This window comes from Niveispirillum sp. CC-CTL257 (assembly GCF_059489915.1).
The window spans coordinates 582110-609039 of the sequence record NZ_JCAJXE010000003.1 but is presented as its reverse complement, the minus strand read 5'-3'; the positions used below and the strand labels follow the sequence as shown (position 1 = coordinate 609039).

23 protein-coding genes are annotated in these 26930 nt (G+C 65.3%); 13 read left to right on the top strand and 10 right to left on the bottom strand.

Annotation, left to right across the window (positions count from 1 at the left end):
• Positions 1-94 precede the first annotated feature (94 nt).
• On the top strand, positions 95-1669 hold the full coding sequence (locus tag ABC729_RS19460) for an aldehyde dehydrogenase (NADP(+)) (protein ID WP_495609267.1): 1575 nt from the start codon (positions 95-97) through the stop codon (positions 1667-1669).
• A 3-nt stretch (positions 1670-1672) separates the two neighbouring features.
• Here ABC729_RS19460 and ABC729_RS19455 read toward each other — a convergent pair whose 3' ends face one another.
• Both ABC729_RS19455 and ABC729_RS19450 read right to left on the bottom strand, forming a co-directional pair.
• Complete coding sequence (locus ABC729_RS19455) at positions 1673-1972, bottom strand: hypothetical protein (protein ID WP_495609266.1); 300 nt, start codon at positions 1970-1972, stop codon at positions 1673-1675.
• Between the two features lie 145 nt (positions 1973-2117).
• A complete protein-coding gene (locus ABC729_RS19450) occupies positions 2118-3314 on the bottom strand; it encodes a phosphoglycerate kinase (RefSeq protein ID WP_495609265.1) in 1197 nt (398 codons plus the stop codon).
• A 221-nt stretch (positions 3315-3535) separates the two neighbouring features.
• Here ABC729_RS19450 and ABC729_RS19445 point away from each other — a divergent pair, with 221 nt between their 5' ends.
• Together ABC729_RS19445 and ABC729_RS19440 are read left to right on the top strand one after the other, a co-directional pair.
• On the top strand, positions 3536-5113 hold the full coding sequence (locus ABC729_RS19445) for a CYTH and CHAD domain-containing protein (RefSeq protein ID WP_495609264.1): 1578 nt from the start codon (positions 3536-3538) through the stop codon (positions 5111-5113).
• Between the two features lie 29 nt (positions 5114-5142).
• Positions 5143-5760: a ParA family protein gene (locus tag ABC729_RS19440; RefSeq protein WP_495609263.1), complete on the top strand. Its 618-nt coding sequence runs from the start codon at positions 5143-5145 to the stop codon at positions 5758-5760.
• Positions 5761-6095: 335 nt separating this feature from the next.
• Here ABC729_RS19440 and ABC729_RS19435 read toward each other — a convergent pair whose 3' ends face one another.
• Both ABC729_RS19435 and ABC729_RS19430 read right to left on the bottom strand, forming a co-directional pair.
• Positions 6096-7418 carry a cytochrome c peroxidase gene (locus tag ABC729_RS19435; protein ID WP_495609262.1) on the bottom strand — a complete coding sequence of 441 codons (1323 nt, stop codon included), beginning with the start codon at positions 7416-7418 and terminating at the stop codon, positions 6096-6098.
• Between the two features lie 19 nt (positions 7419-7437).
• Complete coding sequence (locus ABC729_RS19430; protein WP_495609261.1) at positions 7438-8223, bottom strand: 4-helix bundle domain-containing protein; 786 nt, start codon at positions 8221-8223, stop codon at positions 7438-7440.
• 147 nt (positions 8224-8370) lie between these two features.
• Between ABC729_RS19430 and msrP the strand changes: the two genes are divergently transcribed.
• Both msrP and msrQ read left to right on the top strand, forming a co-directional pair.
• Complete coding sequence (gene msrP / locus ABC729_RS19425) at positions 8371-9294, top strand: protein-methionine-sulfoxide reductase catalytic subunit MsrP (RefSeq protein WP_495609260.1); 924 nt, start codon at positions 8371-8373, stop codon at positions 9292-9294.
• Positions 9294-9884: a protein-methionine-sulfoxide reductase heme-binding subunit MsrQ gene (gene msrQ / locus ABC729_RS19420; protein WP_495609259.1), complete on the top strand. Its 591-nt coding sequence runs from the start codon at positions 9294-9296 to the stop codon at positions 9882-9884. The genes msrP and msrQ overlap by 1 nt, the downstream gene beginning before the upstream one ends.
• A 3-nt stretch (positions 9885-9887) precedes the next feature.
• Here the strand turns inward: msrQ and ABC729_RS19415 are convergent, their stop codons facing one another.
• The 4 genes from ABC729_RS19415 to ABC729_RS19400 all read right to left on the bottom strand — a co-directional run bounded on the left by ABC729_RS19415 (position 9888) and on the right by ABC729_RS19400 (position 14332).
• The gene (locus ABC729_RS19415; protein ID WP_495609258.1) at positions 9888-10352 is read right to left on the bottom strand and encodes a MarR family winged helix-turn-helix transcriptional regulator; all 465 of its coding nucleotides are present in this window, start codon (positions 10350-10352) and stop codon (positions 9888-9890) included.
• 48 nt (positions 10353-10400) lie between these two features.
• Positions 10401-11948 carry an AMP-binding protein gene (locus ABC729_RS19410; RefSeq protein WP_495609257.1) on the bottom strand — a complete coding sequence of 516 codons (1548 nt, stop codon included), beginning with the start codon at positions 11946-11948 and terminating at the stop codon, positions 10401-10403.
• An 81-nt stretch (positions 11949-12029) separates the two neighbouring features.
• Positions 12030-12845: a p-hydroxycinnamoyl CoA hydratase/lyase gene (locus ABC729_RS19405; protein WP_495609256.1), complete on the bottom strand. Its 816-nt coding sequence runs from the start codon at positions 12843-12845 to the stop codon at positions 12030-12032.
• 26 nt (positions 12846-12871) lie between these two features.
• Positions 12872-14332 carry an aldehyde dehydrogenase gene (locus ABC729_RS19400; protein ID WP_495609255.1) on the bottom strand — a complete coding sequence of 487 codons (1461 nt, stop codon included), beginning with the start codon at positions 14330-14332 and terminating at the stop codon, positions 12872-12874.
• Between the two features lie 296 nt (positions 14333-14628).
• On the opposite strand from ABC729_RS19400, the gene ABC729_RS19395 reads away from it, so the two are divergent.
• Together ABC729_RS19395 and ABC729_RS19390 are read left to right on the top strand one after the other, a co-directional pair.
• Complete coding sequence (locus tag ABC729_RS19395) at positions 14629-15831, top strand: MFS transporter (RefSeq protein ID WP_495609254.1); 1203 nt, start codon at positions 14629-14631, stop codon at positions 15829-15831.
• Between the two features lie 206 nt (positions 15832-16037).
• Positions 16038-18401, top strand: a complete 2364-nt coding sequence (locus ABC729_RS19390) for a heavy metal translocating P-type ATPase (protein ID WP_495609253.1) — start codon at positions 16038-16040, stop codon at positions 18399-18401.
• Between the two features lie 107 nt (positions 18402-18508).
• Here the strand turns inward: ABC729_RS19390 and ABC729_RS19385 are convergent, their stop codons facing one another.
• Positions 18509-19420 carry an aldo/keto reductase gene (locus tag ABC729_RS19385; protein ID WP_495609252.1) on the bottom strand — a complete coding sequence of 304 codons (912 nt, stop codon included), beginning with the start codon at positions 19418-19420 and terminating at the stop codon, positions 18509-18511.
• Positions 19421-19525: 105 nt separating this feature from the next.
• Here ABC729_RS19385 and ABC729_RS19380 point away from each other — a divergent pair, with 105 nt between their 5' ends.
• Complete coding sequence (locus ABC729_RS19380; RefSeq protein ID WP_495609251.1) at positions 19526-20443, top strand: acyl-CoA thioesterase; 918 nt, start codon at positions 19526-19528, stop codon at positions 20441-20443.
• Positions 20444-20520: 77 nt separating this feature from the next.
• The gene (locus tag ABC729_RS19375; RefSeq protein ID WP_495609250.1) at positions 20521-20952 is read left to right on the top strand and encodes an acyl-CoA thioesterase; all 432 of its coding nucleotides are present in this window, start codon (positions 20521-20523) and stop codon (positions 20950-20952) included.
• Here ABC729_RS19375 and pseG read toward each other — a convergent pair.
• Complete coding sequence (gene pseG / locus ABC729_RS19370) at positions 20949-21980, bottom strand: UDP-2,4-diacetamido-2,4,6-trideoxy-beta-L-altropyranose hydrolase (RefSeq protein WP_495609249.1); 1032 nt, start codon at positions 21978-21980, stop codon at positions 20949-20951. The genes ABC729_RS19375 and pseG overlap by 4 nt on opposite strands.
• A gap of 206 nt (positions 21981-22186) precedes the next feature.
• Between pseG and ABC729_RS19365 the strand changes: the two genes are divergently transcribed.
• The 4 genes from ABC729_RS19365 to ABC729_RS19350 all read left to right on the top strand — a co-directional run bounded on the left by ABC729_RS19365 (position 22187) and on the right by ABC729_RS19350 (position 26916).
• Positions 22187-23266 carry a 3-oxoacyl-ACP synthase III family protein gene (locus ABC729_RS19365; RefSeq protein ID WP_495609248.1) on the top strand — a complete coding sequence of 360 codons (1080 nt, stop codon included), beginning with the start codon at positions 22187-22189 and terminating at the stop codon, positions 23264-23266.
• 102 nt (positions 23267-23368) lie between these two features.
• Positions 23369-24514 (top strand): PepSY-associated TM helix domain-containing protein, encoded by a 1146-nt coding sequence (locus ABC729_RS19360; RefSeq protein ID WP_495609247.1) that lies wholly within the window; start codon positions 23369-23371, stop codon positions 24512-24514.
• Positions 24511-24687 carry a hypothetical protein gene (locus tag ABC729_RS19355; RefSeq protein ID WP_495609246.1) on the top strand — a complete coding sequence of 59 codons (177 nt, stop codon included), beginning with the start codon at positions 24511-24513 and terminating at the stop codon, positions 24685-24687. Before ABC729_RS19360 ends, ABC729_RS19355 begins: the two co-directional genes overlap by 4 nt.
• Positions 24688-24777: 90 nt before the next feature.
• Positions 24778-26916, top strand: a complete 2139-nt coding sequence (locus ABC729_RS19350; RefSeq protein WP_495609245.1) for a TonB-dependent receptor — start codon at positions 24778-24780, stop codon at positions 26914-26916.
• The last annotated feature ends 14 nt before the right edge of the window (positions 26917-26930 follow it).

Genomic DNA, 26930 nt, shown 5'->3' with positions numbered 1-26930 from the left:
CCAGGGTGGCGCGGTTAGCGGTAACAATACCGCCCGATTGGCCCCGGTTGACCGGGGACCTCCGGAGGAAACACCGACAAAGCGGGAGTGTGCGATGTCTTTGCATGGCAATTTGCTGATCGGCCGCAGCCGTATCGCCACCGAGGCCGGGTTCAAGGCCGTCGATCCGACTGCTGATGCGCAGATCGAACCGGCCTTCGCGCAAGCCACGCCCGCCCATGTCGATCAGGCCTGCGCGCTCGCCTGGGCCGCCTTTGACGGGTTCCGGGAGGCAGCACCGGAGGATCGCGCCCGCCTGCTGGAAAAGATCGCCGACAATATCATCGCCATTGGCGATGAATTGCTGGACCGCGCCGGGGCCGAAACGGGCCTGCCGCGCGCCCGGCTGGAGGGGGAGCGGGGCCGCACGGTCGGCCAGTTGCGCCTGTTCGCATCCGTGCTGCGCAATGGTGACTGGCTGGGTGCCCGCATCGACCCGGCCCTGCCGGAACGCAAGCCCATGGCGCGCGCCGACCTGCGCCTGCGCAACATTCCCGTCGGCCCCGTCGCGGTGTTCGGTGCGTCCAACTTCCCGCTGGCCTTCTCCGTCGCGGGTGGCGACACGGCCTCGGCCCTGGCCGCCGGCTGCCCCGTGGTGGTGAAGGTGCATTCGGCTCACCCCGGCACGTCGGAGCTGGTGGGGGAGGCGATTGCCGCCGCCGTGGCAGAACTGGGCTTCCCTGAAGGTGTGTTCTCCATGCTGTCGGGCACGCAGCGGGAATTCGGTCAGGCCCTGGTCGCCGACTGGCGCATCAAGGCTGTTGGTTTCACTGGGTCGCGTGGTGGCGGTCAGGCCCTGATCCGCATCGCCCAGTCTCGCCCCGAACCCATCCCCGTCTATGCGGAGATGAGCAGCATCAACCCCGTCATCCTGCTGCCGGCAGCATTGTCGGTGCGGGCGGAGGCGTTGGGCACGGCTTTCGTCGGCTCGCTGACCATGGGTGCGGGGCAGTTCTGCACCAATCCCGGCCTGATCCTGGCCGTGGACGGGCCAGACCTGGAGCGGTTCATCGCCGCCGCGTCCACCGCCCTGGCGAATGTCGCCCCCATCACCATGCTGACGCCCGGCATCTGTCAGGCCTACCGCACCGGTGTGGCCGCCCTGGCCGGCCATGAGAAGGTGACGACGGTGGCGCGCGTGGCCGAGGTTGGAGGCAACAAGGGTGCGGGTGCCCTGTTCGCCGTCACCGCTGCCGACTTCCTGTCCGACCACGCGCTGGGGGCGGAAGTGTTCGGCTCTTCCTCTGTCATCATCCGCTGCCCTGACCTGGGCGTGCTGAAGGATGTGCTGGAGCATCTGGAGGGCCAGTTGACGGCCACGGTGCATCTGGACGAGGGCGACCATGGCGTCGCCGCCACCCTGCTGCCGACCTTGGAGCGTCGGGCGGGTCGCATTCTGGCCAATGGCTGGCCCACGGGTGTCGAGGTCTGCCACGCCATGGTGCATGGCGGCCCGTTCCCGGCCACCAGCGACCCGCGCAGCACCTCGGTCGGGTCGCTGGCCATCGACCGCTTCCTGCGCCCCGTCTGCTATCAGGACATCCCCGATGCCCTGCTGCCGGCGGCGTTGAAGCGTGACAATCCGCTGGGCCTGAATCGCCGGGTGGATGGGGTCGTGCAGAAGGCCTGACGGCTACCGCCGGCGGTGGACCCGCACGGGGATCGGCACCAGCCGGGCCCCGTGCCCGCCGCCGGGACCATCCCGATAATCGCCGGTCCCTTGCAGCATCACGGCAAAGCCGATTTGCAGGGAACCGATGGTCAGTCCCGTCAGAAAGCAGAAGACGCCCAAGCCCAGCCAGCCCATCTGGGTGGCCATGGCCAGACTGCGCAGATGCAGCGCGTCGGTGGCGACAATGATGGCGGCAACAACCAGCCCCAGGGCAAAGCCCATGGCGGCGTGGCGCAGCATGAAACGGACCAGGGGCGGCATGATCGGCCCTCCGTTTGGGGTTGATGACACAAACATGTCACCAACACCGCAGGAGCCAATCGGACGCATGGCCGCAGCCCTAAAAGCCATGAATGAAAAAGGGGGCCTTCCGGCCCCCTTTTTGTTTGCCAATAGAGCGAAGCAGTCAGGCGTGCTTTTCCAGCGCCGCGACGCCCGGCAGTTCCTTGCCTTCCAGCCATTCCAGGAAGGCACCGCCCGCCGTGGAGACATAGGAGAAGCGGGACGCGACACCGGCATGTTCCAATGCAGCGACGGTATCACCACCGCCGGCCACCGACAGAAGCTTGCCCTGCGCCGTCAGGTTGGCGGCGATGGCGGCCACGGCGTTGGTGGCGCTGTCGAACGGCACCAGCTCAAACGCGCCGAACGGGCCGTTCCAGACCAGGGTCTTGGCGCCTTCCAGCTTGCGGCCCACCAGTTCGACCGTGGCGGGGCCGGCATCCAGCATCATTTCGCCATCGCGGATATCGGTGACGGCGGTGACGCGGTGATCGGCATTGGCCTTGAACTCCCGCGACATCAGGCCATCGACGGGCAGCACGATCTCGCACCCACCAGCGGCGGCCTTTTCCATGATGGCGCGGGCCTGATCGGCCATGTCCCGCTCACACAGGGAGGAGCCGACGGCCACGCCCTGCGCGAACAGGAAGGTGTTGGCCATGCCGCCGCCCAGCACCAGGATATCGACCTTCGACACCATGTTCAGCAGCAGGTCCAGCTTGGTGGAAATCTTGGCTCCGCCAACCACGGCGGCGACGGGACGCTCAGGTACTGCCAGAGCCTTGCCCAGCGCTTCCAGTTCCGCCTGCATCAGACGGCCCGCCGCACTGGGCAGCAGGTGGGCGATGCCTTCGGTGGAGGCGTGCGCACGGTGGGCCGACGAGAAGGCGTCGTTTACATAGATATCGCCCAGGGCCGCCAGACCCTTGGCCAGATCGGCATCGTTCTTTTCCTCACCCGCATGGAAGCGGGTGTTTTCCAGGATCAGCACGCCGCCGGCGGGTAGGGCGGCAATGGCGGACGACGCCTTCTCACCCACGCAATCCTCGGCAAAGGCGACCGGGGCGCCCAGCGCCTTTTCTACAGCAGGCACCACCTGACGCAGGCTGTTCTTCGTGTCGGGGCCATTCTTGGGGCGGCCGAAATGCGACATGACGACAACCTTGGCACCCTTGGCCGCGATCTCCTTCAGCGTGGGGATCAGACGGTCGATGCGGGTCGTGTCGGTCACCTGCCCATCGGCGACAGGCACGTTCAGGTCGGCGCGGACAAGCACCGTCTTACCGGTGACATCGATGGTGTCGAGGGTCTGGAAGCGCATGTAGAAGGTCCCCGTCAGGATGCGTTGGGCATGAAATACCGGGCGGCAGGAAACACCATTGCGCGCGGCCTTTCAACACACAGGCAAGGCGGGGACATGTGCAAAAAAATCGGCTGCTGCGATAGACAGCGTTTCACGGAATTGTCATCGTCGGTTTGAAACGACCGGAATCCGGGGCGAATCAGCCCGCCGGCCGTGTTTTGCCATGTGTGTGGTGCGTCATGTCCGGGTTGGAGATTGAACTGAAACTGGCGGTGGCGCCATCCGATATGGACCGGCTGCGGGGGCTTGGCTGCCTCTCTGACACCATCGCCAAGCCGAAGGTCAAGTCGCTCGACAGCATTTACTTTGATACCGAGGACCGGCGGTTTTTGGCCAATGGCCTGTCGCTGCGCGTCCGCCGTGTTGGCCGCAAGCTGATCCAGACCCTGAAATCCGCACCCCAGGCGGGTGCCGGTGCCCTGGTGCGCGGTGAGTGGGAGGTGGAGGTGGCGCATCCGCGCCCCGACCTGTCGCTGCTGCCCGATGCCAGCGTGCTGGATGGTCTGGACGGTGTGGGCAATGACGATCTGGTGCCGGTGTTCGAGACCCGTATCCGCCGACAAATCCGCCACCTGTCGCCCCGCCCCGGCATCACTATTGAGGTGGCGCTGGATTACGGGGAGATTGTTGCCCCCGGCGGTCTGGCCCTACCCGTGCATGAACTGGAACTGGAACTGTCGGAAGGCACCGACACCGCCGCCCTGTATGATCTGGCCCGCGCCATTCATGCCGATGTGCCGGTACGGCTGGAGATGCAGACAAAATCGGCGCGCGGTTATGCCCTGTCATCGGGTGCCACGCCGGTCAGTGTGAAGGCGTCAAAGCTGACCCTGGACCCGGAAGCGACGGTGGAAGAGGCGCTGTCCGGCATCGTTCGCCACTGCCTGGGCCATCTGATGGCGAATGAGCCGGTGACGCGCCTGGGGCAGGACCCGGAGGGGGTGCATCAGATGCGCGTGGCCTTGCGCCGCCTGCGCTCCGCCCTGCAGATATTCCGGCCCTTCATTCCGGCCGATCAACTGGATGATCTGGGGCCTCGCGTGAAGGCGCTGGCCGACGCCCTGGGGTCGGCGCGGGAATGGGATGTGTTCCTGGGTGACCTGTTGCACCCCGTCGCCACGGCCCTGCCGGGCCATGCGGGTCTGGCAGAACTGGAGATGGCGGCGCGGGCGGCACGGGAACGCGGTTACGCGCTGGTCCGCAACACCCTGGCCGATCCGGCCCATACCGCCCTGCTGCTGGATTTGGCAGCCTGGGTCGATGGCCGGCAATGGCGCAACCAGCCGGTCAGCGAGCAATCGACCTTGCTGCTGTCCCCCGTCACGGAAATGGCGGGTGCTTTGCTGGGCAAGCGGCATAAACAGGCGCGCAAGCGGGGACGGGGCTTTGCCAAGCTGGCCGCGGCACCCCGGCATGAGCTGCGTATCTCCTTGAAAAAGCTGCGCTATGCGGCGGATTTCTTCCGTTCGCTCTATGAGGGCAAGGCCCTGCGCCGGTTCCTGGAAGAACTGTCCACCTTGCAGGACCATCTGGGCCATTTGCAGGATGTCGCCACGGTGGACAAGCTGGTGGCGGAATTGGAGCGGACAGGCGGCGAGACATTGCCGCCGGCCTGGCGGCTGGGGGCCGGTCTGGTCACGGGCTGGCACGCGCGCGGCCTGCATGATCTGGAAGAACATATCGTCGCGGACTGGCACCGGTTCGCGGATGCCAAGCCGTTCTGGCAGGATGCGGAAGGAGAGGCGGAGGATCGCTGATCCCCGTCCTTCGTTGCAGAGGAAATAACATGCGCACCATCCTGGTTTCCAACATCAAGGGCGGCGTCGGCAAAACCACCATTGCCACGCATCTGGCCGCCTTCTTCGCGGGCCATGGGCACAAGACGGCTTTGGCCGATCTGGACCGGCAGAAATCCTCGCTGGGCTGGCTGAAGACGCGGCCGGATACGGCGGCCGCCATCCAGGGGCTGGATTGGGTGAAAGAGATCGGCAAGCCGCCATCGGGCACAGGCCGGCTGGTCATTGATGCGCCGGCGGCCATGCGGCCCAAGGATGTGGAGGACCTGATCCGCATGTCCGACATCGTGGTGCTGCCCGTCCTGCCCGGCGCATTTGATGAGGCGGCGACGGCCCGTTTCCTGGATAAGCTGGAAGAGGTGAAGGCCATCGCCAAGGCAAAGGTGCCGGTCGCCATCGTCGGCAACCGCATGCGGGCGCGCACCAAGGCGGCAGATCGCCTGGATACGTTCCTGGCTGGGGCGGGGCATCAGGTGGTGGCGCGGCTGCGCGACAGCCAGATGTATACCGACCTTGCCGCCGACGGCCTGACCCTGTTCGACCAGAAGGCCAAGCGCGCAACGGATTTGCGTGCCGATTGGGAGCCGTTGCTGGCCTTTGTAGGTTAGGCGCCGTTTTTGAGTATCAGATGAAGCTCACAAGCCCCTGGCGAAGGTAGGCCGTCACGTTCACCGGGGGCCACAATCAAAAGGTCGTTATCGCGCGGGCCGGGCGGAATTGCTGACTTCCGACCCTCTCTTTGCTATCATGGCTTCATCATCGCCACGCCCATGTCCACCGCCAGTCCGAGCCACAGGCTTTCGGGGTGGCGTAGCCCATGGGCCATGCAACACCCCCCTGTTTTCTGTTTCACTTGGTTGCATGAACGCGATTGAGATCGGAGAGGAGCCGTCATCGTCTCCGAATTCGGGGGGGCTGGCGACCGGCTTTCAAGCCGACGGTACTACTCCACCACCTCAACACTCATCTTCATCTTGGGATGGATGTTGCAGACGGCGCGGAAGCGGCCTTCATGGTCGAACAGGACCTCTACCGACTGGCCGGGGTCCTGCACGCCGCTGTCATAATCCATGTCGGCGGCGAAGACGCGGATATTGTGGACGCGCGTATCCTCATTATGAATGACCAGCGTGCCGCCCTTGCGTAGGCGGACGGCGGCGGCACTGAAAGCCGTGTTGCGTTGTGTCACCTCCAGCCGGGCGGGGGCGGGGCCAGTGCTGACAGGGCCGGGATCGGTGGCGGCCACGGCGTTCACATGCACCGGCAGGGCGGCGGGATCGGCGTTCAGCGCGTCGAGGAAGGCCAGGATATCGGCCTGTTCCCCGTCGGTCAGGTCCAGATGCGGCGGCAGGTCGCGTGACAGGGTGGGGCGATGCACCACGCCGTTCACGTAATGGCGCAGTACATCCTTCAGATCGGCGATGGAGCCATCATGCATATAGGGCGCGGTACGGCCAATCTCCCGCAGGGTCGGCGTTTTCCAGCTATTCGCCAGCTCGACATGCCCGACCACACCACCACGCCCCGGACCCGTGGCGGGCAGGCCGATATCGTGGAAGGCACTGTCCGTGAAGGCCCAGCCCTTATGGCAGTTGCTGCACGCCGCCTTGCCATCGAACAGGGCGAAACCGCGCTTTGCAGCGTCGGGAATGGCCGTTTCATCCCCCGCCACCCAGCGGTCGAAGGGGGTAACGGGTGATACCAGCGTGCGCTCGAAGATCGCGATGGCCTTGGCAACATTGTCCAGGCTGATCACCGGCTCCTGCGGGAAGGCGCGAGCAACGGCGGCCTCCAGGTCCCGGTCGCCCTTCAGTTCCGCCGGCAGGGCGGCCAAGTCTTGGTGCATTTCGATGGGATTGGCGATGGGTCCAAGGGCCTGCTTTTCCAGGCTGCCGGCCCGCCCATCCCAGAACAGCTGTTCCGCCCAGGCTAGGTTCCACAAGGTGGGCGTGTGCATAGGGCCGGCCTGTCCGCCTTCACCCACCGCGCGGGGACGACCATCGGAAAAGCCCTTGGCCGGGTCATGGCAACTGGCGCAGGACATGGAATTGCCGCCGGACAGGCGCATGTCGTTGAACAGGCGCCGGCCCAGTTCCAGCTTGGCGTCGGAGAAGGGGTTATCGGCAGGGTAGGGCGCGCTGTCGGGGCGGGTCCAGGCGGCAAGGTTGCCGGGCCGGTCGGCCTGCGCCTGTGGTCCGGCCAGCCCCAGGGTGAAGGCCAACACGACAACTGCCAATGCCGACAAGGAACGCCGCGCCTTACCCATGATGACACTCTGTTGTGAATTACCGCAGCCGGCTCAACGCCAGTTCGACATTGGAGACAAGGGCCGACACCTCACCCGGCGGGGTGGCCTTGCCCTTGGGCGGCTGCAGGGTTGCCCAGACGGGGGCCAGCTTCTCCAGGGCATTCACGGCGTTGCCGGACGGGTCGCTGGCCGCCGTCGAGGCGGAGAGACGGGCCAGATAGACCTTGGCGATGGCGTAGAAGCCGCGCCCATCCTGATATTCGATAGGGCTGGTGATCACCCCATCTTCCACCGCCGCTGCATATTCGGACGCTGCCGTGCGCAGCAGGGTGGCGATGACCGGGGTCAGGAAAGCAGGCTTGGTGCGGTCGGCGGCCGGAATGGTTGCTTCGGCCTTGCTGATGGCCTGTTCGACCTTGTCCAGCGCCTTAGCGATATCGGCGGCCGGGGCCTTGGCGCGGGCGAGCGCGACCAGGGCGTCGAGGTCAGCCTCGAACCCGACCTTGCGGGTATCCAGCACGGGGCGGGCACCGTCATAAATTTCTTCTGCGGGGTGCAGGAAATGCGGGACGGCATCGCCGCCGCGCCCGGCCTGATAAAGTTCCCGACCCACCGACAGGTGACCCCGGATCAGGCCCAGGGAGCCTTGCAGCTGCTGATCTTCGGACAGATTGTCAAAGGCACCCAGTTCGCCGCCCTCACCACCCTCGGCGGCGGCGGGTGCGCCGTGGCCGGCATGATGATCCTGCGCCAGCGCAAGGCCCGCCTGGCCCATGGCCACGCAAAGGCCCACACCTACCCAAAGCTTCGCATTGATCCGCATTCGATCCTCCATCGGTTTCGGGTATATTGCAAATAACTCGCAAACGCGGAAGCTAAATTGACGCAGGAAGTGACGGGGCGCACTGTTCAGACATTGCCCATCGGCATATCTGTCTGTCAGTGCCTGCATCCCACAGAGGAAAGCCCCATGCTGCTGCGCCATGCCCCCGATCTGAGTGAGCGTGAGGTAACGCCGCGTGATCTATATCTGAACCGCCGCCATCTTCTGGCCGGGTTCGGTGGCATGATGCTGGCGGGGGCGGCACAGGCGGCGGAAAAAAGCCCGTTCAGCACGGATGAGACGCCGACCAGCCTGAAGGACATCACCAGCTACAATAACTTCTACGAATTCGGCACCGACAAGTCCGATCCCGCCCGCAATGCCGGACGCCTGACGGTGAAGCCATGGAAGGTGAAGATCGACGGTATGGTGGGCAAGCCGGGCGAGTATGACCTGGATGATCTGCTGAAGGGCATGACGATAGAGGAGCGCATCTATCGCATGCGCTGTGTTGAGGGCTGGTCCATGGTCATCCCCTGGAACGGCTTTCCGCTGGCCAGCCTGCTGAAACGGGTGGAGCCGCAGTCGGGTGCCAAGTTTGTGGCGTTCGAGACGCTGGTGCGCCCGTCGGAAATGTCCGGGCAGGGTGGTTTCTTCAAGATTCTTGACTGGCCCTATGTGGAGGGGTTGCGGCTGGATGAGGCGATGAATCCTCTGACCCTGCTGGCCACAGGCCTTTATGGGGAGAACCTGCCCAACCAGAACGGCGCGCCGCTGCGCCTTGTCGTGCCGTGGAAATATGGGTTCAAGGGCATCAAATCCATCGTGCGCATCAGCCTGACCGACAAGCAGCCGGCCACCAGCTGGAATATCCAGGCACCGCAGGAATATGGCTTCTATTCCAATGTGAACCCGGAGGTCGATCATCCGCGCTGGAGCCAGGCGACAGAGCGGCGGATCGGGGATGGCGGCGGCCTGTTCGCCAAGCGCCGCCCGACCCTGCCGTTCAATGGCTATGCCGATCAGGTGGCGAGCCTTTATACCGGCATGGATTTGCGGAAATTCTATTGATGGCCATCGCCAATCTGCGTATCCAGCCGCGTTTTCCGACCTGGCCGGTCTATCTGGCCGGGCTGATCCCGGCGTTGTTCTATGTCTACCAGATATTCTACGGCGATCTGGGGGCCGATCCGGCCAAGACGCTGGAACATGCCATGGGCGAATGGGCCCTGCGGTTCCTGATCCTGGGGCTGGTCATCACGCCGCTGCGCCGGGAATTGGGCATCGGGCTGCTGAAATACCGGCGCGCGGTCGGGCTGATCGCGTTCCTGTATGTCGTGCTGCACCTTACCGTCTATCTGCTGCTGGATCAGGGGTTGGACTGGTCCGCCATCTGGGCCGATATCATCAAGCGGCCCTATATCACCATCGGTATGGCGGGCTTCGTCCTGTTGCTGCCGCTGGCGGCCACCAGCTTCAATGCCGCCATCCGCTGGGTCGGCGGGCGCAACTGGAACCGGCTGCACAAGCTGGTTTACCCCGCCGTGCTGGCCGGGGCCGTGCATTATGTGATGCTGGTGAAAAGCTGGCCGGTGGAGCCGCTGGTCTATCTGGCGATCGTCCTGGCCCTGCTGGGCTGGCGTGTCTGGCGGCGGGCGTGAGGGTCAGCCCTCGTCGCCGCCATCACCGCCCGCCATCTTGAATCCGTCCAGCAGGGCCAGCAGGGCGCTGCGCCCGGCGGGGCCAAGTGAGGCGGCCAGTTCCTGTTCATAGGCGTCGTGCCGGGCCTGGATCTCCCGCATCCGTTCCTGACCATGGTCGGTCAGGTGCAGGCAGTAGGAGCGGCGGTCCGCGGGTGAGGGGGAGCGGACCAGCAGGCCGCGCCCTTCCAGCCCATCCAGCAGCGGCACAAGATTGGCCCGCTTCAGGCCCAGCGCGTCGCTGATCTGCGACTGGCTGAGGCCGGGATTATCGCGGATCACGGTGAGGATGGCGAATTGCGTCGGGCGGATGTCGAATTCCGACATGAACTGCGTGAACAGGGTGAATGCCGCGATCTGGGCCCGCCGCAACCTGTACCCAACCGATCCCTGCAGGGCCGAAAGATCGATGCCGCCGCGTTCATCCATACCACTCACTCCACCTTTGCGCATTTGCCGGTGCAAACTATCGCCAAGTCAGGCGGATTTCGAGGGATTCGTGCTGTCCGCGGCCTGTTGGCGCAGAAGATGTTTCTGCACTTTGCCCGACCCGGTGCGCGGCAGGCTGTCTGTGATGAACACCCGCTGCGGCCGCTTATAGCGTGCGCAGCGCCCGTCCAGGTGCGACAGGACCTGTTCCGCCGTCACGCCATGTCCGGCGCGCGGCACCACATAGGCCCAGCCAACCTCGCCCCAGCGTTCATCCGGTACGCCGATCACGGCTGCCTCTGCTACGCTGTCCAATTCCAGGATGGCGGCTTCCACCTCTGCCGGATAGACGTTCTCTCCGCCGGAGATGAACATGTCCTTTTTGCGGTCCACCAGATAATAGAAACCGTCGGCATCGCGCCGGGCCGCATCGCCAGTGCGCAGCCAGCCGCCCTGCTGCGCCAGGGTCAGCAGTTCGGGACGGTTCCAGTAGCCGGGGGATAGGTTGGGGCCGTTGATCCAGATTTCGCCGACAGCACCCTCCGCCACATCCTGACCATCATCATCGACAAGGCGCAGGCGCAGGGTCGGGCCGGGAATACCAGCGGAACCGGCCTTGGCGACGATGCGGGCACGGTCGCTGATCGGCATGCCCAGTACGGTTCCAGCCTCACTCATCCCATAACCATCAGCGATGGTGATGCCGTCTTCGCTGAACCGCTGGATCAGGGCGGCAGGCATGGGGGCACCGCCGGTGCAGAGTGCCACCAGGCGGCGCAGGCGGACGGGGTCATAATCGGGATGCTGGCGCAGGGTCTGCGCCATCTGCGGCACGCACATATAATGGGTGACGCCCAGATCGGGATCCGACAGGCGGGAAAGGGTCAGCGACGGATCGAAGCCGCGCGACAGCAGCAGGGTGCCGCCCTGGGCCAGCGGGGTGCGCACCATGGTGACCAGCCCCACGACATGAAACAGCGGCATATCGCAGAGCACGACGCTGTCGGCGTTCAAGCGGTTCATCAGACCGAAATTGATGTTTGTGAAGAACAGATTGCTTTCGGTCAGCAAGGCCCCTTTCGGTCGGCCCGATGTGCCGGAGGTGTAGAGCAGGGTGGAGGGCTGATCCACAGACGGTGGTATCGCCGGACTTACCGGCTCCATTTTGCTCCAGGCCGCATTGGCCTGTGACAGGTCCAGAATTTCTGTGCCGGTACAGCCATCTGCCGCCTGTCGGGCCGTGCCCATGAACTCCGCGTCGGCCAGCAGCAGGGCAGGGGCGGCGTCCGCGACCTGGAACGCCAATTCCGGCACCGTCAGACGCCAGTTCAGGGGGGCGAAGATGGCGCCCAGCCGCGCCGCCGCCAGATGCAGGACCGGCATGGCGGCGTCATTGCGACCGATGACGGCGATGCGTTGCCCTGCCACGCCCCCCAGCTGGTCCGACAGCCAGGCGCAGCAGCGGTTTACGGCGGTATCCAGACCGGCATAGGTGAAACGCTGGCCACTGGCCAGGTCGATCAGTGCGATCTTGTCCGGCTGTGCCGCCGCCTGAAAGGCCAGCGGATCGGGGGCGGGGAGGAACGGCAAGGTCATTGGACAGCCCATGGCAAAACCGGAACAGGCCGCAAGGTCAGGCCACGCCGACGGCGCGCCCGACCTTTCGCGTATCAACGATTATCCCCGCTTATAGGCACCCAGGCCGGGCTTGTAGCTCTTATCGTCGATGAACTGACGGATGCCTTCCTTGCGACCGTCATTGTCATAGGAATTGGCTGCCTCCTGCGCGCGGACCAGATAATCCTCGGCATTGTCATAGGTCATTTCCTTGACCCGGCGCACCGCATCCTTGGTAGCCTTCAGCGCCACCGGGTTCTTTTCCAGCAGGACCTTGGCAATCTGCGTCACGCGGTCCTTCAACTGTGCCAGGGGCACCGCCTCATTCACCAGACGCCATTCGGCGGCCTTCCGGCCGTCAATCGCCTCACCCGTCATGGCGTGATACATGGCGTCGCGCATAGGCATCAGATCGACCACCACCTTGGTGGCGCCACCGCCGGGCAGAATGCCCCAGTTGATCTCCGACAGGCCGAACTTCGCCTCTTCCGCCGCGATGGCCAGATCACAGGAATATAGCGGGCCATAGCCGCCGCCAAAGCACCAGCCATTGACCATGGCGATGGTCGGCTTCTGATACCAGCGCAGACGCCGCCACCAACCGTAGCTTTCCCGCTGCGCCTGACGGGTGGCGCCCAGGCCCTTTTCCTCCGTCTCTCGGAAATATTCCTTCAGGTCCATGCCGGCGGACCAGGCTGAACCTTCACCCGACAGGACCAGGACGCCCACATCGTCGCGGAATTCCAGTTCGTCCAGAACCTCCAGCATACGACGGTTCAGGGTCGGGCTCATGCAATTGCGCTTTTCCGGGCGGTTGAAACGGACCCAGGCGATGCCGTCCACGACATCAAAGGCGACAGTGTCAGCGGTGCTCATCTCATTCATCCTGAAAGGGGTATTCATCAGATCGGGAAATGGCCGGGCAGCGTTTCCAGCGTGATCCAGCGCAATTCGGTGAAGGCATCGATGCCGGCCTTGCCACCGAACCGGCCATAGCCGCTGTCCTTGACGCCGCCGAAGGGCATCTGCGCCTCGTCATGGACGGTGGCGCCATTGACATGGCAGATGCCGGACTGAACACGCCGCGCCAGACGCAGGCCGCGCGCCGCATCGCGGGTGAAAATGGAGGCGGACAGGCCATATTCGGTATCGTTGGCGGTGCGGATGGCCGCATCCTCCCCATCCACCCGCACGATGGTGGTGACGGGACCGAAGCTTTCCTCGGCATAGATACGCATGGCGGGCGTGACATGATCCAGGATGGCCGCCGACATCAGTGTGCCCTTGGTCGGGGTCGGTTGATACAGTTTTGCCCCCTTGGACACGGCATCGTCGATCAGGGCCTGGATACTGGTGACAGCATGCGGATCAACCACGGAACCCAGCGGCGTCTTGCCCTCACGCGGGTCGCCGGCCACCAGGGTGGCGGCCTTGGCGGCGAATTTTTCAACGAACGCGTCGGCCACCTTGCTGTCCACCACGATGCGTTCGGTGGACATGCAGATCTGTCCGGAATTGAAGAAGGCACCAAAGGCGGCGGCCTTCACCGCCTCGTCCAGATCGGCATCGTCCAGCACCACGAACGGGGCCTTGCCGCCCAGTTCCAGCAGGACCGGCTTCAGATTGCGGCCCGCGCGTTCGGCGATGATGCGCCCCACGCGGGTGGAACCGGTGAAATTGATGCGCCGGACCGCCGGGTGGTCGATCAGGGCACCGACGATGGCTCCGGCATCCTCCGGCGCATTGGTGATGACATTGACCACGCCCGCCGGGAAGCCGGCATCGGCCAGCGCTGCGCCGATCAGGGCATGGGTGCGGGGGCAGAGTTCGGATGCTTTCAGGATGACCGCATTACCGCAGGCGAGCGCCGTTGCCACAGCGCGCACACCCAGGATGACGGGCGCATTCCACGGCGCGATACCCAGGATCACGCCCACAGGCTGGCGCACCGCCATGGCGATGCAGCCCGGCTTGTCCGACGGGATCACCTCCCCATTGATCTGTGTGGTCATGGAGGCCGCTTCACGCAGCATGGAGGCGGCAAGCGTCACATTGAACCCGGCCCAGCCGGCAGTGGCACCGGTTTCAGCGGCCATGGCGGCGATAAACTCCGGCATGCGGGCCGTCAAAGCCTCCGCAGCTTTCAGCAGCAGGGCGCGCCGCGTATTGGGGCCAGTTTCGGACCAGGCGGGGAAGGCGGCGGCGGCGACATCGGCCGCCTCGCGCGCATCATCGATGCTGGCGGCGGCGGCTGTGCTGGCCACCTCACCGGTCAGGGGATTGAGACGGGTGAAGCTGCGGCCTTCCACGGCCGGACGGGTCTTGCCGCCGATCAACAGGGCGGCATCCAGATGCGTGCTCATGCGCCAATTCCTCCCGGATGGGCCATCGGCCCGTTATTTAGTTATGTTATATAACAATAATGACGACGGCACAAGAGGGAACGTTCTGTCGTCTTTGCTGGCCGCCGTCTGGGGTCATCGCACCCGATCACGCCATCCCATTGGGTGGCAAGGTGCCCCGAAAGGCCCGAAGCAATTAGAAACATTAACGCCAAAACTTGTCCAATAAAATGATTATGCATAATAACAAGATTCGGTATAGTGGGCGAAATTCATGGAAAGCCCCCGGGACGAGGGGCCGACACGGGAGGTTACCCATGGGCGCACCCGCCCCATCCACGCCGCGCGGCGGCATCACCCTGCTTTTGTGTTTTCTGATCGCGCTGCTGGAAGGTTTCGACATCCAGGCCATCGGCGTGGCCGCCCCTTATCTGATCCCGCAACTGGGCCTGACGCCCGGGCAGGCGGGCGTGGTGTTCGGGGCGGGTATGGCCGGGCTTGTCCTGGGTGCCTTCACGGGCGGATGGCTGGCCGACCGGATGGGCCGGAAAAGCCTGCTGATGATCTGTGTTGCCATCTTCGGCCTGTTCACGCTGGCTACACTGGTAGCAGCGGGACCGGTTTCGCTGGGCGTCTATCGTTTCTTCGCCGGGGCGGGGATGGGGGCCGCCATGCCCAGTCTGGTGGCGGTCGCATTGGAGATCGCGCCGCCCGCCCGCCGGACCCGCACCATCACCCTGATGTTCTCCGGCATGCCGGCGGGTGGCGCGCTGGCCGCGCTGTTCGCGGCGGGGCTGCTGGAACAATATGGCTGGCACTCCATCTTCCTGGCCGGTGGCGTGCTGCCGCTGCTGCTGCTGCCCGCCATGTGGGTGCTGATGCCCGACAGCCGCGCCGCCAGCGCCGCACAGGCTGGACGACCGGGGGCGGTGCAGGCCCTATTCGGGGAAGGACGGCTGCTGATCACCTTGCTGGCTTGGTTCACCTTCGGCATGACGCTGCTGGTCCTGTACCTGCTGCTGAACTGGCTGCCGTCGCTGGTCGCGGCCAAGGGGCTTGGCGGGGTCGGTGGGGCTGGGGCGGCGTTCGCCTTCAATGCGGGCAGCATCGTCGGGGCCTGGGGAATCGGCTTTCTGGTTGACCGGATGGGCCCCCGCATCCCGATCATCGCTGCCTACCCGTGTCTTGCTCTGGCCATGGTCGGGCTTGCAGGGGCGGAAAGTCTAGTGCCGGTGCTGGTGCTGGCCGGGTTGGCCGGGTTCTTCCTGCTGGGCGCGCAATATTCGCTCTATGGCATCATACCGCTTTATTATCCCGGCGTGGTGCGGGGGCTGGCGACCGGTGCTGCTATCGCAGTGGGACGGTTGGGCTCCATCGCCGGGCCGCTCGTGGCAGGTCACCTGCTGGGGCAGGGTTGGGGACCGGCGGGTGTGGCCATGGCCATGGTGCCCGTGGCGATCAGCGCCGGCCTGTCGGCCACCATCATGACCATCCGTGGCCGCTATGTGGACGCAGGGTAAATCATTATAGAAGGTAACAGGAAATGGCCCGTGGCACCCAAGCCATGGGCTATTTTCATTACGGCTGAATTAGCCCCTTGACCTTGCCATCGTGGGAAGGTTCAGAACCTTGAGACATTGTCGGATGGGCGGGGATTGCGGCTGGTCAATGACTGGCGCTTTCCGCCATGCTTGCCTGATCCGGCCTGCTCTGGTTCGGGGGTAAAATGTCTGCTGCGATCCTGTCCCTGCCCGTGAAGGGCATGAACTGCGTCTCCTGTGTCGGCCGGGTGGAGAAGGCGGTTGGCAAACTGTCCGGCGTGGAGGGCGTCAGCATCAATCTGGCCAGCGGGCGGGTGATGGTGACGCCCTCTGCCGAAGCCGACGCCCGGATGCCGGCGGCAGTGGTCGCCGCCATCAGCGCCGCCGGCTTCACGCCGATGGTCGAGCCGACGCGCCTGAAACTGACGGGATTGCGCTGTGCCGGTTGCGTCGGGCGGGTTGAAAAGGCGCTGCGGGCGGTGCCGGGCGTCATTGATGTGAAGATTTCCCAGGCGACCAACACCGCTCTGATCGATGCGGCGGATGTGGCGGAAGCCGATCTGATCGCCGCCGTCATGACGGCTGGTTACGGGGCGGCACCGGCAGCAGCGGAGGATGACCCGCCCGCCACCGGCGGGGTGCGTGAGCCAGTGATGGCGGAGGGCGCACGGGCCGCCCTGGCCCTGCTGCTGTCGGCACCGCTGCTGCTGCCCATGCTGGGCGGGCCAGTGCTGCCGACATGGGCCCAGCTGTTGCTCGGCTCCGTCGTGCAGTTTGGCCTGGGCTGGCCCTTCTATGTCGGAGCCTGGAACGCTATCCGGCATGGGGCGGCGAACATGGATGTGCTGGTGGTGCTGGGCACGCTGGCGGGGTGGGGCCTGTCGGGCTGGATGGCGTTGAATGCCCATGAGGGGCATGCGCCGCACCTTTATTACGAGGCCTCGGCCACCATCGTTGCCATGCTGCTGCTGGGCCGCTGGCTGGAAGCGCGGGCCAAGCGCAAGACGGGTGCGGCCATCGAGGCGCTGATGGCGCTGCGCCCGCAGATGGCGCGGGTGCGCCGCGACGGGGCGGAGGTGACGCTGCCCGTCGCGGAATTGCGGCGCGGTGATGTGGCACTGGTCCGGGCCGGCGAACAGGTACCTGTGGATGGCACCATCCTGGAGGGTGCCACGCATCTGGACGAAAGCATGATCACCGGCGAAAGCCTGCCTGTCGCCAAGTCAATCGGTGCGGTTGTAACGGGCGGGTCGATGAACCTGGACGGGTTCATCGCGGTGACGGCAAGGGCGCTGGGCGCCGACAGCACCCTGTCCCGCATCATCCGCATGGTGGAGGAGGCGGGGGCCGCCAAGGCGCCGATCCAGCGCGTCGTGGACAAGGTCAGCGCCGTGTTCGTGCCCGTCATCCTGATCCTGGCGCTGCTGACCCTTCTGGGCTGGCTGCTGGCGGGTGCCGGGGTGGAGGCGGCGATGGTCAATGCTGTTTCCGTGCTGGTCATCGCCTGTCCCTGCGCCCTGGGTCTGGCGACGCCGACGGCCCTGATGGTGGGGACGGGAGTTGCCGCGCGGGCGGGCATCCTGATCCGGGACGCGGAGGCGCTGGAGCGGGCGCGGGACATCGGTATCGTGGCATTCGACAAGACCGGTACACTGACCGAAGGCCGACCCGCCATTGTGGCGGTGCAGCCGGTGGCCGGCACGGACAAGAACACGGTCCTGCGTCTTGCCGCCGCGCTTCAGGCTGGCAGCAGCCATCCGCTGGCGCAGGCTGTGCGCGATGCCATGCCCGACGTAGGGGCCGCGGAGATCATCCGTACCCTGCCGGGGCTGGGCGTGGAGGGGGCGCTGGATGGGCGTGCGCTGCTGCTGGGCAATGCCCGGCTGATGGCGGAACGGGGCGTGGACGTTTCGGCGTTGGAGACGGTGGCGCGGGGCCAGACGGCGCAGGGACGCAGCCTGTCCTGGCTGGCTGCCGATGGAAGGGCGCTGGGTTTGATCGCCTTTGGCGACAAGGTGAAGGAAACAGCGCCGGCGGCGATTGCCCGGCTGAAGGCTCTGGGTGTCCGGACGGTCATGCTGACGGGTGACAATGCCGGGGCAGGGGCCGCGACGGCGGCGGCGCTAGGGGTTGACGAGGTGCTGGCCGAACTGCTGCCGCAGGACAAGGGACAGGCGCTGGCCCGGCTGAAGGCCGGCGGGCGGGTGGTGGCCATGGTCGGCGATGGCATCAATGACGCCCCCGCCCTGGCCGCCGCCGATATCGGCATCGCCATGGGTACGGGGACGGACATTGCCATGCGGGCAGCTGGCGTCACCCTGATGCGCGGTGATCCGGCCCTGGTGGCCGACGCCATTGCCGTGTCCCGCCGGACCGTTGCCAAGATCCGGCAGAACCTGTTCTGGGCCTTCATCTATAATATTGTCGGCGTGCCACTGGCCATGGCGGGGCTGCTGAACCCGATGCTGGCGGGGGCGGCCATGGCGGCCTCCAGTGTCTGCGTCGTCGGCAATGCCCTGCTGCTGCGCGGGTGGCGGGCGGGCCGTTAGAACTGTTTCCGGTTGACGACCGGAAACAGTTCCGGCGGCGACTGCCGCCGTGCCGCCTGTGCGGCGTAAGCCCGAGCTGCGGATGCAGCGCCGGCGATTGAGGACAATTAAGGCAGGGGCTTGCCCATGGCGGCGACCAGGACCGCATACCATTCGGCCCCTGTCATCTCCACCTTGAAGGCGTCGGTGGCCTCCCGGATACGATCCGGGGTCTGGCTGCCGACCAGGGGGATGGGGCGGGACGGGTGGGCCATGCCCCAGGCATAGGCGACAGCGGCGCGTGTTGTCCCCTGGCGGGTGGCGATCTTGTCGAGCGCTGCGGTCACGGCCTGGGTGCGGGTGTCATCCGCCACACCCAGCAGACGCCCCCCGCCCAACGGCGACCAGGACAGCACGGCCAGATTCCGTTCCAGCGCCTGATCCAGCACGCCATCGAACAGAGGATCAGTGTGGAGGGGGGAGAATTCCGGCTGGATGGAGATCAGGGGGAAGGGCATGTGCGCGGCCAGGGCCGCGAACTGCGTCGGGGTATAGTTGGATACGCCCGCCGCCTTGATCTTCCCCTGCTGGCGCAGCGTGTCCAATGCTAAGGCCAGTTCGGCGGGATGGGCCAGAAGGTCGGGCCGGTGGATCTGATAAAGGTCGATGGTCTCCACGCCCAGCCGGCGCAGCGACGCCTCGCAGGTCTCAATCAGGCGCGACCCGCGCGACCAGTAGGGAATGGGGGGCAGGATGCCGCCCTTGGTGGCCAACACGATCCGGTCCCGCAGGCCGGGATTGGTGGCAAGGACGCGACCGAATAAAGCCTCTGCCGCGCCGAAGCCGTGTTCATGGCCGAAACCGTAGATATCGGCGGTATCGAACAGGGTGATCCCGGCCTCCAGCGCTGCCATGGACCGTGCCGTCGCGGCGGCCACATCATCATCATGATAACGCCACATGCCCCAGCCCAGCGCGGAAACAGCGGGCGCGCCCTCAATCAGGGGGCGGGGCGAAGCGTCGATGGTCAGGCGGTCCATGATAGTCCCAGGCAGCAATGTGGATCGGTGGACTTTCTACAAGCAATTCACCCATGCCGCCACCGGACTTGCCAGCCAAGCCCCCTGACCGGGATAGTAATACGTATGTTTGAACATGGGGTAACCGCGATGGAAGCGGCAGAGACGGGCCCCGGCCCGGAAGAGATGGTGGAACGGCTGGTCCGCCTGCTGACGATCAGTGAGCAGGGGCCGGACCTATATCAGGGATCGCGGCAGATCGGCGGCAAGGGCCGCGTGTTCGGCGGACAGGTGGTGGCGCAGGCCCTAGCAGCCGCCATCCGCACCGTGGAGGGGGGCCGCATCGCCCATTCCCTGCATGCCTATTTCATGCGCGGTGGGGATGAGAATTTCCCCATCGACCTGCGCGTGCACCGTGATTTCGATGGCCGCAGCTTTGCCACCCGCCGCGTGGAGGCGATCCAGGGCGGAGAACCGATCCTGACCTTGACCGCCTCTTTCCATCGGCCGGAGGAGGGGTTGGCTCATAGCGACTATCGCATGCCTGCCGTGCCCCGCCCGGAAGACTTGCCGCCCGAGGCGGAGATCGTGAAAAGCTTCATCGACAAGCTGCCGCCCCCGGCCCAGGCCTTTCTGCGCCGCCGTCGCGCGGTGGAACTGCGCCATGTCAACCGGGTGGACCCGACGGATGGGCAGCCACACGATCCGGTGCAGCATGTCTGGTTCCAGGTCATCGCCCCGCTGCCCGACGATGCCGACCTGCACCGGGTGGTGCTGGCCTATATCTCCGACATGGTGCTGCTGGGATCATCGCTGCTGCCGCATGGGCTGAACTGGCTGGCGGGCACGGCAAAGGGTGCCAGCCTGGACCATGCCGTTTGGCTGCATGAGCGGGAATTCCGGGCCGATGACTGGCTGCTTTATTCCACGCACAGCCCCTGGTCCGGTGGCGGGCGCGGCCTGAACCATGGCCGCATTTATGACCGCACGGGCCGCCTGATCGCCAGCACGGCGCAAGAAGGCGTGATCCGCAAGATGAGTTGAGTGTTTTGGCATTCCGTCGGGCACCCGACCGGGCCATCGTGACGGAACTCAAAATATCAGCAGGAGCAAACAGGCCCATGTCCCGTCCGATCGCCCCGACCCGCGCTGATTTCCGGCATTTCCGCCGGCTGGACACGCGCTGGATGGATAATGACGTCTATGGTCATGTCAACAACGTCACCTACTATTCCTACTTCGATACGGCGGTGAACGCCTATCTGATCGAAAAGGGCGTGCTGGACATCCATGGCGGCGGGACCATCGGGCTGGTGGTGGAGACGGGGTGCCGGTACTTCGCATCGGTGGCCTTTCCCGATACGCTGGAGGCCGGGATCAAGGTCGCCCATCTGGGTAACAGCTCCGTTCGGTACGAGGTCGGTATTTTCCGGGAGGGGGGCGACAGTGCCGCCGCCGCCGGGCACTTCATCCATGTCTATGTCGACCGCGACAGCCGCCGACCCGCCAGCCTGTCCGCCGATTTGCGCGCGGTGCTGGAGGGGCTGGTTTAAGCCGTCAGCCGCGCCCGCAGCGCCGCCGCCACCCGTTCCGCCCCGTGCCCGTCGATGCCGCCGGCGGCGATGCGGTGGGACAGGGTGGTGCGGGCCGCAAGGTCGGACCAGAGCAAAAGTGCCTTGTTAGTGATGGCGTCCGCCGCCATCCGGTGTTCCCGCGCATCGACAATGGCGGCCCAGCCTCTGGCCCTAGCGTCATCGGCGGCGGGGGCCTGATTGTCGGCGACAACGACCAGCAGGGTGGGCGCGGCCAGAGCCGCCAGTTCGGCGACGGTGCCGCCACCCGCCGTTACCGCCAGACCCGTGCCCGCCATCAGGGAACCCATCCGCCGGCTGTCCACATGCAGCCGCACCTGATCGGGAAAGCGGGCGCAGGCGGCGCGGATGCAGTCCAGGGCCGGGTTGCTGCCGCCTGCCACGACATCCAGATGAGTGCCGGCCGGCAGGGTGGGGGCCAGGCGCTTGACCACGGGTACTGTCAGGCCGGCGGGATCGGAGCCGCCGAAAGTCAGCAATATGCTGTCCCGGTCGGCCAGGGGCCGGCGTGTTCCTGAAGCCGCCCGCGCAATCTCTTGACGGAGCAACAGATAGGCATCCCCGAACAGGCACGCCGCATCGGGGGCCAACCGGTCATAGGGCAGGGTGGGGGCCAGGGGTGAGGGGTTCCAGACGAGATCGGCATGCAGGGGCCGGTCGGCCAGATCATCCAGGGCCAGTACCACCCGGAAGCCCGGCCGCACGGCGGCCCGCCAGTCGGTATCCAGCCAATAGCTGTCAACCACCAGCGCGTCGGCGTTCAGCCGGTGTGATAGGTTCAGGATGGCCGCCGGATCGTCACCGGTCACGGGGTAATGGTCCCAGCCATCCTCACGCAGACGGTCTGCCAGCGACGGCGTGATTTCCGCCGTGACGAAGGCCACTCGGTCACCCTGATCGCGCAGCGCCTCTGCCAATGCCAGGCAGCGCATGATATGGCCGGTGCCCTTGGCCGGGCTGGCATCGGCACGGATCAGGATCAGGGCCATGGGCGTGAAAACCCCCGTGCAACATGATGCAACACAAAAACATACCCTGTTTCACGGGGCATAAAGGACCGAAATTATTGAGTTATTTGTATCATGTGGCTGTTACATGGTGCAAGAGTGGCGGGTTGGGTCGTGCGCCGGCTTGGATCGCCATGCCGGTTTGTGGTCTATTGGATGGACGACATGAAGGTCAGGACAGGGAAGCCATGAAGGCCACCATCGAAGGGGTGCGGATCGCCGGTGTGCGGGCCGTGGTGCCGCGTCAGCGCCATTCCTTTGTCGAGGAACCCGGCATTTTCACCGAGGAGGAGGCGCGCAAGTTGCACGCGGGCATCGGCGTCTATGAACGTCGCATCCTGCCCCGGCCCTATTGCGCGTCCGACATGTGCCGGGCCGCCGCCGAAGGGCTGCTGGCGCAGCTGGGATGGGAGCCGTCGTCGGTCGATGTGCTGATCTTTGTCAGCCAGGATGTGGATTATGTGCTGCCGGTCACGGCGGCGGTGCTGCAGCGCCATCTGGGCCTGCCGACCTCCGCCGCGTGTTTCGATGTGACGCTGGGTTGTTCGGGCTTTGTCTATGGCGTCTGGATGGCGGCGCGGCTGCTGGCGGGTACGGCAAAGCGCGCCCTGGTCCTTTGTGGGGATAATTCCACCCGCTGGCTGCATCCCGAAGACAAGGCCACGCTGCCGTTGTTTGGCGATGCCGGGTCGGCAACCGCGTTGGAGATTGACCCCGATGCCGCCCCCATCCATGTAAGCCTGGGCACCGACGGCGGCGGGGCGAAGCATATTTTCGTGAAGGCCGGGGGTAAGCGTGACTGCCTGATCCCCACCGATCCGCCCCGGTCGGAGGCGGAGATGGCGCGGCTTTACCGCGACGCCCGTCTGCATCTGAACGGGGCGGAGGTCTTCACCTTCACCCTGCGCGCGGTGCCGAGCCTGCTGAAAGAGGCGATGGCGGACGCGGGTGTGGGCGTGGGCGATCTGGATTATGTCGTGCCGCATCAGGCCAACAAGATGATGCTGGACCATATCCGCAAGAAGATCGGCGCCGATCCCGCCAAGTACATCATCGATATGGAAAAATACGGTAATACCAGCAGCGCGTCGGTGCCGCTGGCGCTCTGTTCGCGTTTGGGCGCTGAACTGGAGGGCGGCCGTAAGAAGCTGCTGCTGGCCGGGTTCGGCGTCGGCTGGTCCTGGGGCACGATCCTGACCGATATCGGGCCGATCCCGGCCCCAACGGTGGTGGACCTGCCGGAAGATTACCCTGTCATGGACGTCTGATCGCCCATTACCTGCTTGCGTGACGAAACGCTTGCGACATCGATGTCAGCCACCTATAAGCAATGCGAATTAATCGCAATATCAAGCTTGGTGGTCCTTTCCATGTCCTCCCGGACGATCCGTGCCTGGTTCTGGGTCCATAAATGGTCCAGCCTGATCTGCACGGCCTTCCTGTTGATGCTGTGCCTCACCGGCCTGCCCCTGATCTTCCATGACGAGATCGAGGCGATGGCGGGGGATAAGCAGGTCCTGACCGTTACGGACGCGCCGAACCGGTCCCTGGACGAGATCATGGCCGTCGCCCTGGCGGACCGGCCGGGCCATGCCGGGCTGTTCATGAGCTTTGATGAGGACCGACCCGTCGTGAATGTCACGACGGCACCGCGCCCGGATTCGCCGGAAACGGAGATGACCCTGCGGTCCTATGATCTGCGCACGGGCGAACTGGTCGGTGTCATCACCGATGACGGGGTGATGCATTTCCTATTGCAGCTTCACACCGACATGTTCCTGGGCCTGCCTGGCATGCTGTTCCTGGGTTTCATGGGGGTGCTGTTCTTTGTCGCCACCGTATCTGGGGTCGTGCTGTATGCGCCCTTCATGCGCAAGCTGGCCTTCGGCACAGTACGGGCCAGCCGGTCCACCCGCGTCAAATGGCTGGATTACCACAATCTTCTGGGTATCGTGACCCTGGCCTGGGTCAGTGTGGTCGGCCTGACGGGCGTGATCAATACGCTTGCCACCCCCATTGTTCAGGTCTGGCAGTTTGGTGAGTTGGCGGAACTGACCGCCGCCTACAAGGGGCTGGAGCCGATCCCGCATGACCGGCTGGGTTCCCTGCATGATGCCGTGGAGACGGCGCGGCGGGCAGCCCCCGGCAACCGGGTGCAGTTCGTGGCCTTTCCCGGCGGGGCGTTCAGCAGCCAGCACCATTATGCCGTTTTCCTGCAGGGTGATACGCCCCTGACCAAGAAGCTGCTGACGCCGGCGCTGGTCGATGCGAAGACGGGGGAACTGACGGCGATGCGACCGCTGCCCTGGTATGTGCAGACGCTACTGATGTCGCAGCCGCTGCATTTCGGGGATTATGGCGGGCTGCCGCTGAAGTTGCTGTGGGCCGTGCTGGACCTGTTCAGCATCATCATTCTGGGATCGGGTCTGTATCTCTGGCTGGCCAAGCGGGGCATGGCGTCGGACGCGCGCCTGCGGGAGATCGAGGCGTCGGTGGCCATGGGGGCAGCGGAATGAAACGGCAATCGCTTTGGACCGTGTTCGCGGCCCCAATCGCCATCGCGCTGTTCAGCACCATCGGGCTTGTCGCGGCACTGACCGGCGACGGCTGGCGCGATGCCCTGTCCTGGGCGGCGCTGGGGGTGCCGGTTCTGGCCGTGGCCTGGGCCATGAAGGTCCGGCGGTCGTGATTTTCTCAATCTCAAAACGCGACTGACTGTCGCTTGCATTATCAATCCTGTTATGAGGCGCGGCCCTGGATGGCTGCATGGGGGTTTCAGATGCGTTTTCGTGCTTTGATCCTGGCCGGCGCTGCGGCGCTGGTGCCATTGCCGGTTCTGGCCCAGATGGCGGATAGCCTGTCGGAGATTGTGGTGACGGCCCAGCGGGGCAACCAGACGCAGGTGATCCGGGGCGGGTCCGTCGGCGTCCTGGGCGACAAGGCAGCCGAGGATGTGCCGTTCGCCATCAAGTCCTATGGTTCCGCCCTGATCTTGAACCAGCAGCCGCAGACACTTGGCCAAGTTCTGGAGAATGATCCGTCGATCCGCACCGGCTATGCCTTTGGCAATGCGGCGGAACTGTTCATCCTGCGCGGTTTTCCGCTGTATGGCGACGATATCGCGCTGGACGGGCTGTATGGCCTGACGCCGCGTCAGCTGATCGCGCCGGAACTGTATGAGCAGGTGCAGGTGCTGAACGGGGCCAGCGCCTTCCTGAACGGGGCCGCCCCCGGCGGATCGGGCATCGGCGGCAGCGTCAACCTGACGCCGAAGCGGGCCGGGGCCAAGCCGCTGACCCGTGCCACCCTGAACTATACCGGGGATGAGCATATTGGCGGCAGTTTCGACATTGCCCGCCGTACCGGACCCGATGACAGTGTCGGCATCCGCGTGAACGGGGCCGCGCGCCGGGGCGACGTGGCGGTGGATGGCGAATTCCGCAGCGCCTATGTGCTGGGTGCCGGCATCGACTGGACCGGCGACCGGGCGCGTCTGGGCCTGGATCTGGCCTATCAGCGCATGCATGTGCGGCAGTTGCGGCCCAAGGTGACGGTGTCCACCGCCATTCCCAACGTGCCGGGCGCCGATGCCAATTACGGTCAGCCCTGGACCTATTCCACCTTGCGCGACCTGTACGGCATGGTGAAGGGCGAATATGACCTGACAGACGATGTCACGGCCTATGGCGCGTTCGGCGCGCGCGACGGGTCGGAGAACGGCATGTATGGCGGCATCACCGTCACCAATGTGGTGAACGGGGCCGCCAATGGCGACGCCATGTTCGTGCCGCGCACCGACAATAACGAGGCGGGGCAGGCGGGCATCCGGGCCAAGCTGAAGACCGGCGATTTCAGCCATGAGGTGAATGCCGGCGGATCAATGATCTGGCAGACCAACCGCAATGCCTGGGATTTCCGCGCAGGCTATGCCACCAACCTGTACAACACGCCCGTTGCGGTGGAGCCGGCGACCCTGTTCACCGGCGGCGATCTGGATGATCCGTTCCCCATCAGCCGGTCGCGCCTGGGCAGCCTGTTCATCTCCGACACCGTTGGCGCGTTCGATGACCGTGCCCTTCTGACGGTCGGCATACGGCATCAGGCGATCCGGGTTCGGTCCTATTCCTATGCCGACGGGGCGCGGACGGGCGAGTATGACGAGAGCGCCAACACGCCCGTCATCGGTCTGGTCGTGAAGCCGGCGGACGGCGTCTCCCTCTATATCAACCGTATCCAGGGTCTGGCCCAGGGGACGAGCGCTCCTATCGATCCCAAGCTGGTCAATTCCGGTGAGGTCTTCGCGCCTTACAAATCCACACAATATGAAATGGGCGGCAAGCTGGCCGTCGGGGGCGTCGGCCTGTCGCTGGCCCTGTACCAGACCAGGCAGCCCAGCGCCTTCACAAGGCCTGTGGACCCGGCCAACCCGGCAGGGCAGCAGATCTATGTCCTGGATGGCGAGCAGCGCAATCGGGGCGTGGAATTCAGCCTGGATGGGGAGCCGGTGGACGGCCTGCGCCTGATCGGCGGCCTGTCGGTCGGCAAGGCGGAACTGCGCCGGACCGGTGGCGGTGTGAATCAGGGCAACTGGGCCCCCGGCGTTCCGTCCTATACGATGAACGGCAATGTCGAATGGGATCTGCCCTTCCTTCCTGCCGCGACCCTGACGGGCCGTGTCGTGCGCACGGGCGAGCAGAAGGTGAACGCCGCCAATACCCTGGAAATCGGGTCCTGGACGCGGTTCGACATTGGCGCGCGCTATGTGTTCGAGATGAATGACAAGCCGGTCAGCCTGCGCTTCAACATCGACAATGTAGCCAACAAGCGCTACTGGGCGTCGGCCTATGACAGCTTTAGCAGCACGCTGTTGCAGGGTGCGCCGCGTACCGTGAAGCTGTCTACGACGGTCGATTTCTAAGCGCGATCCGGGGC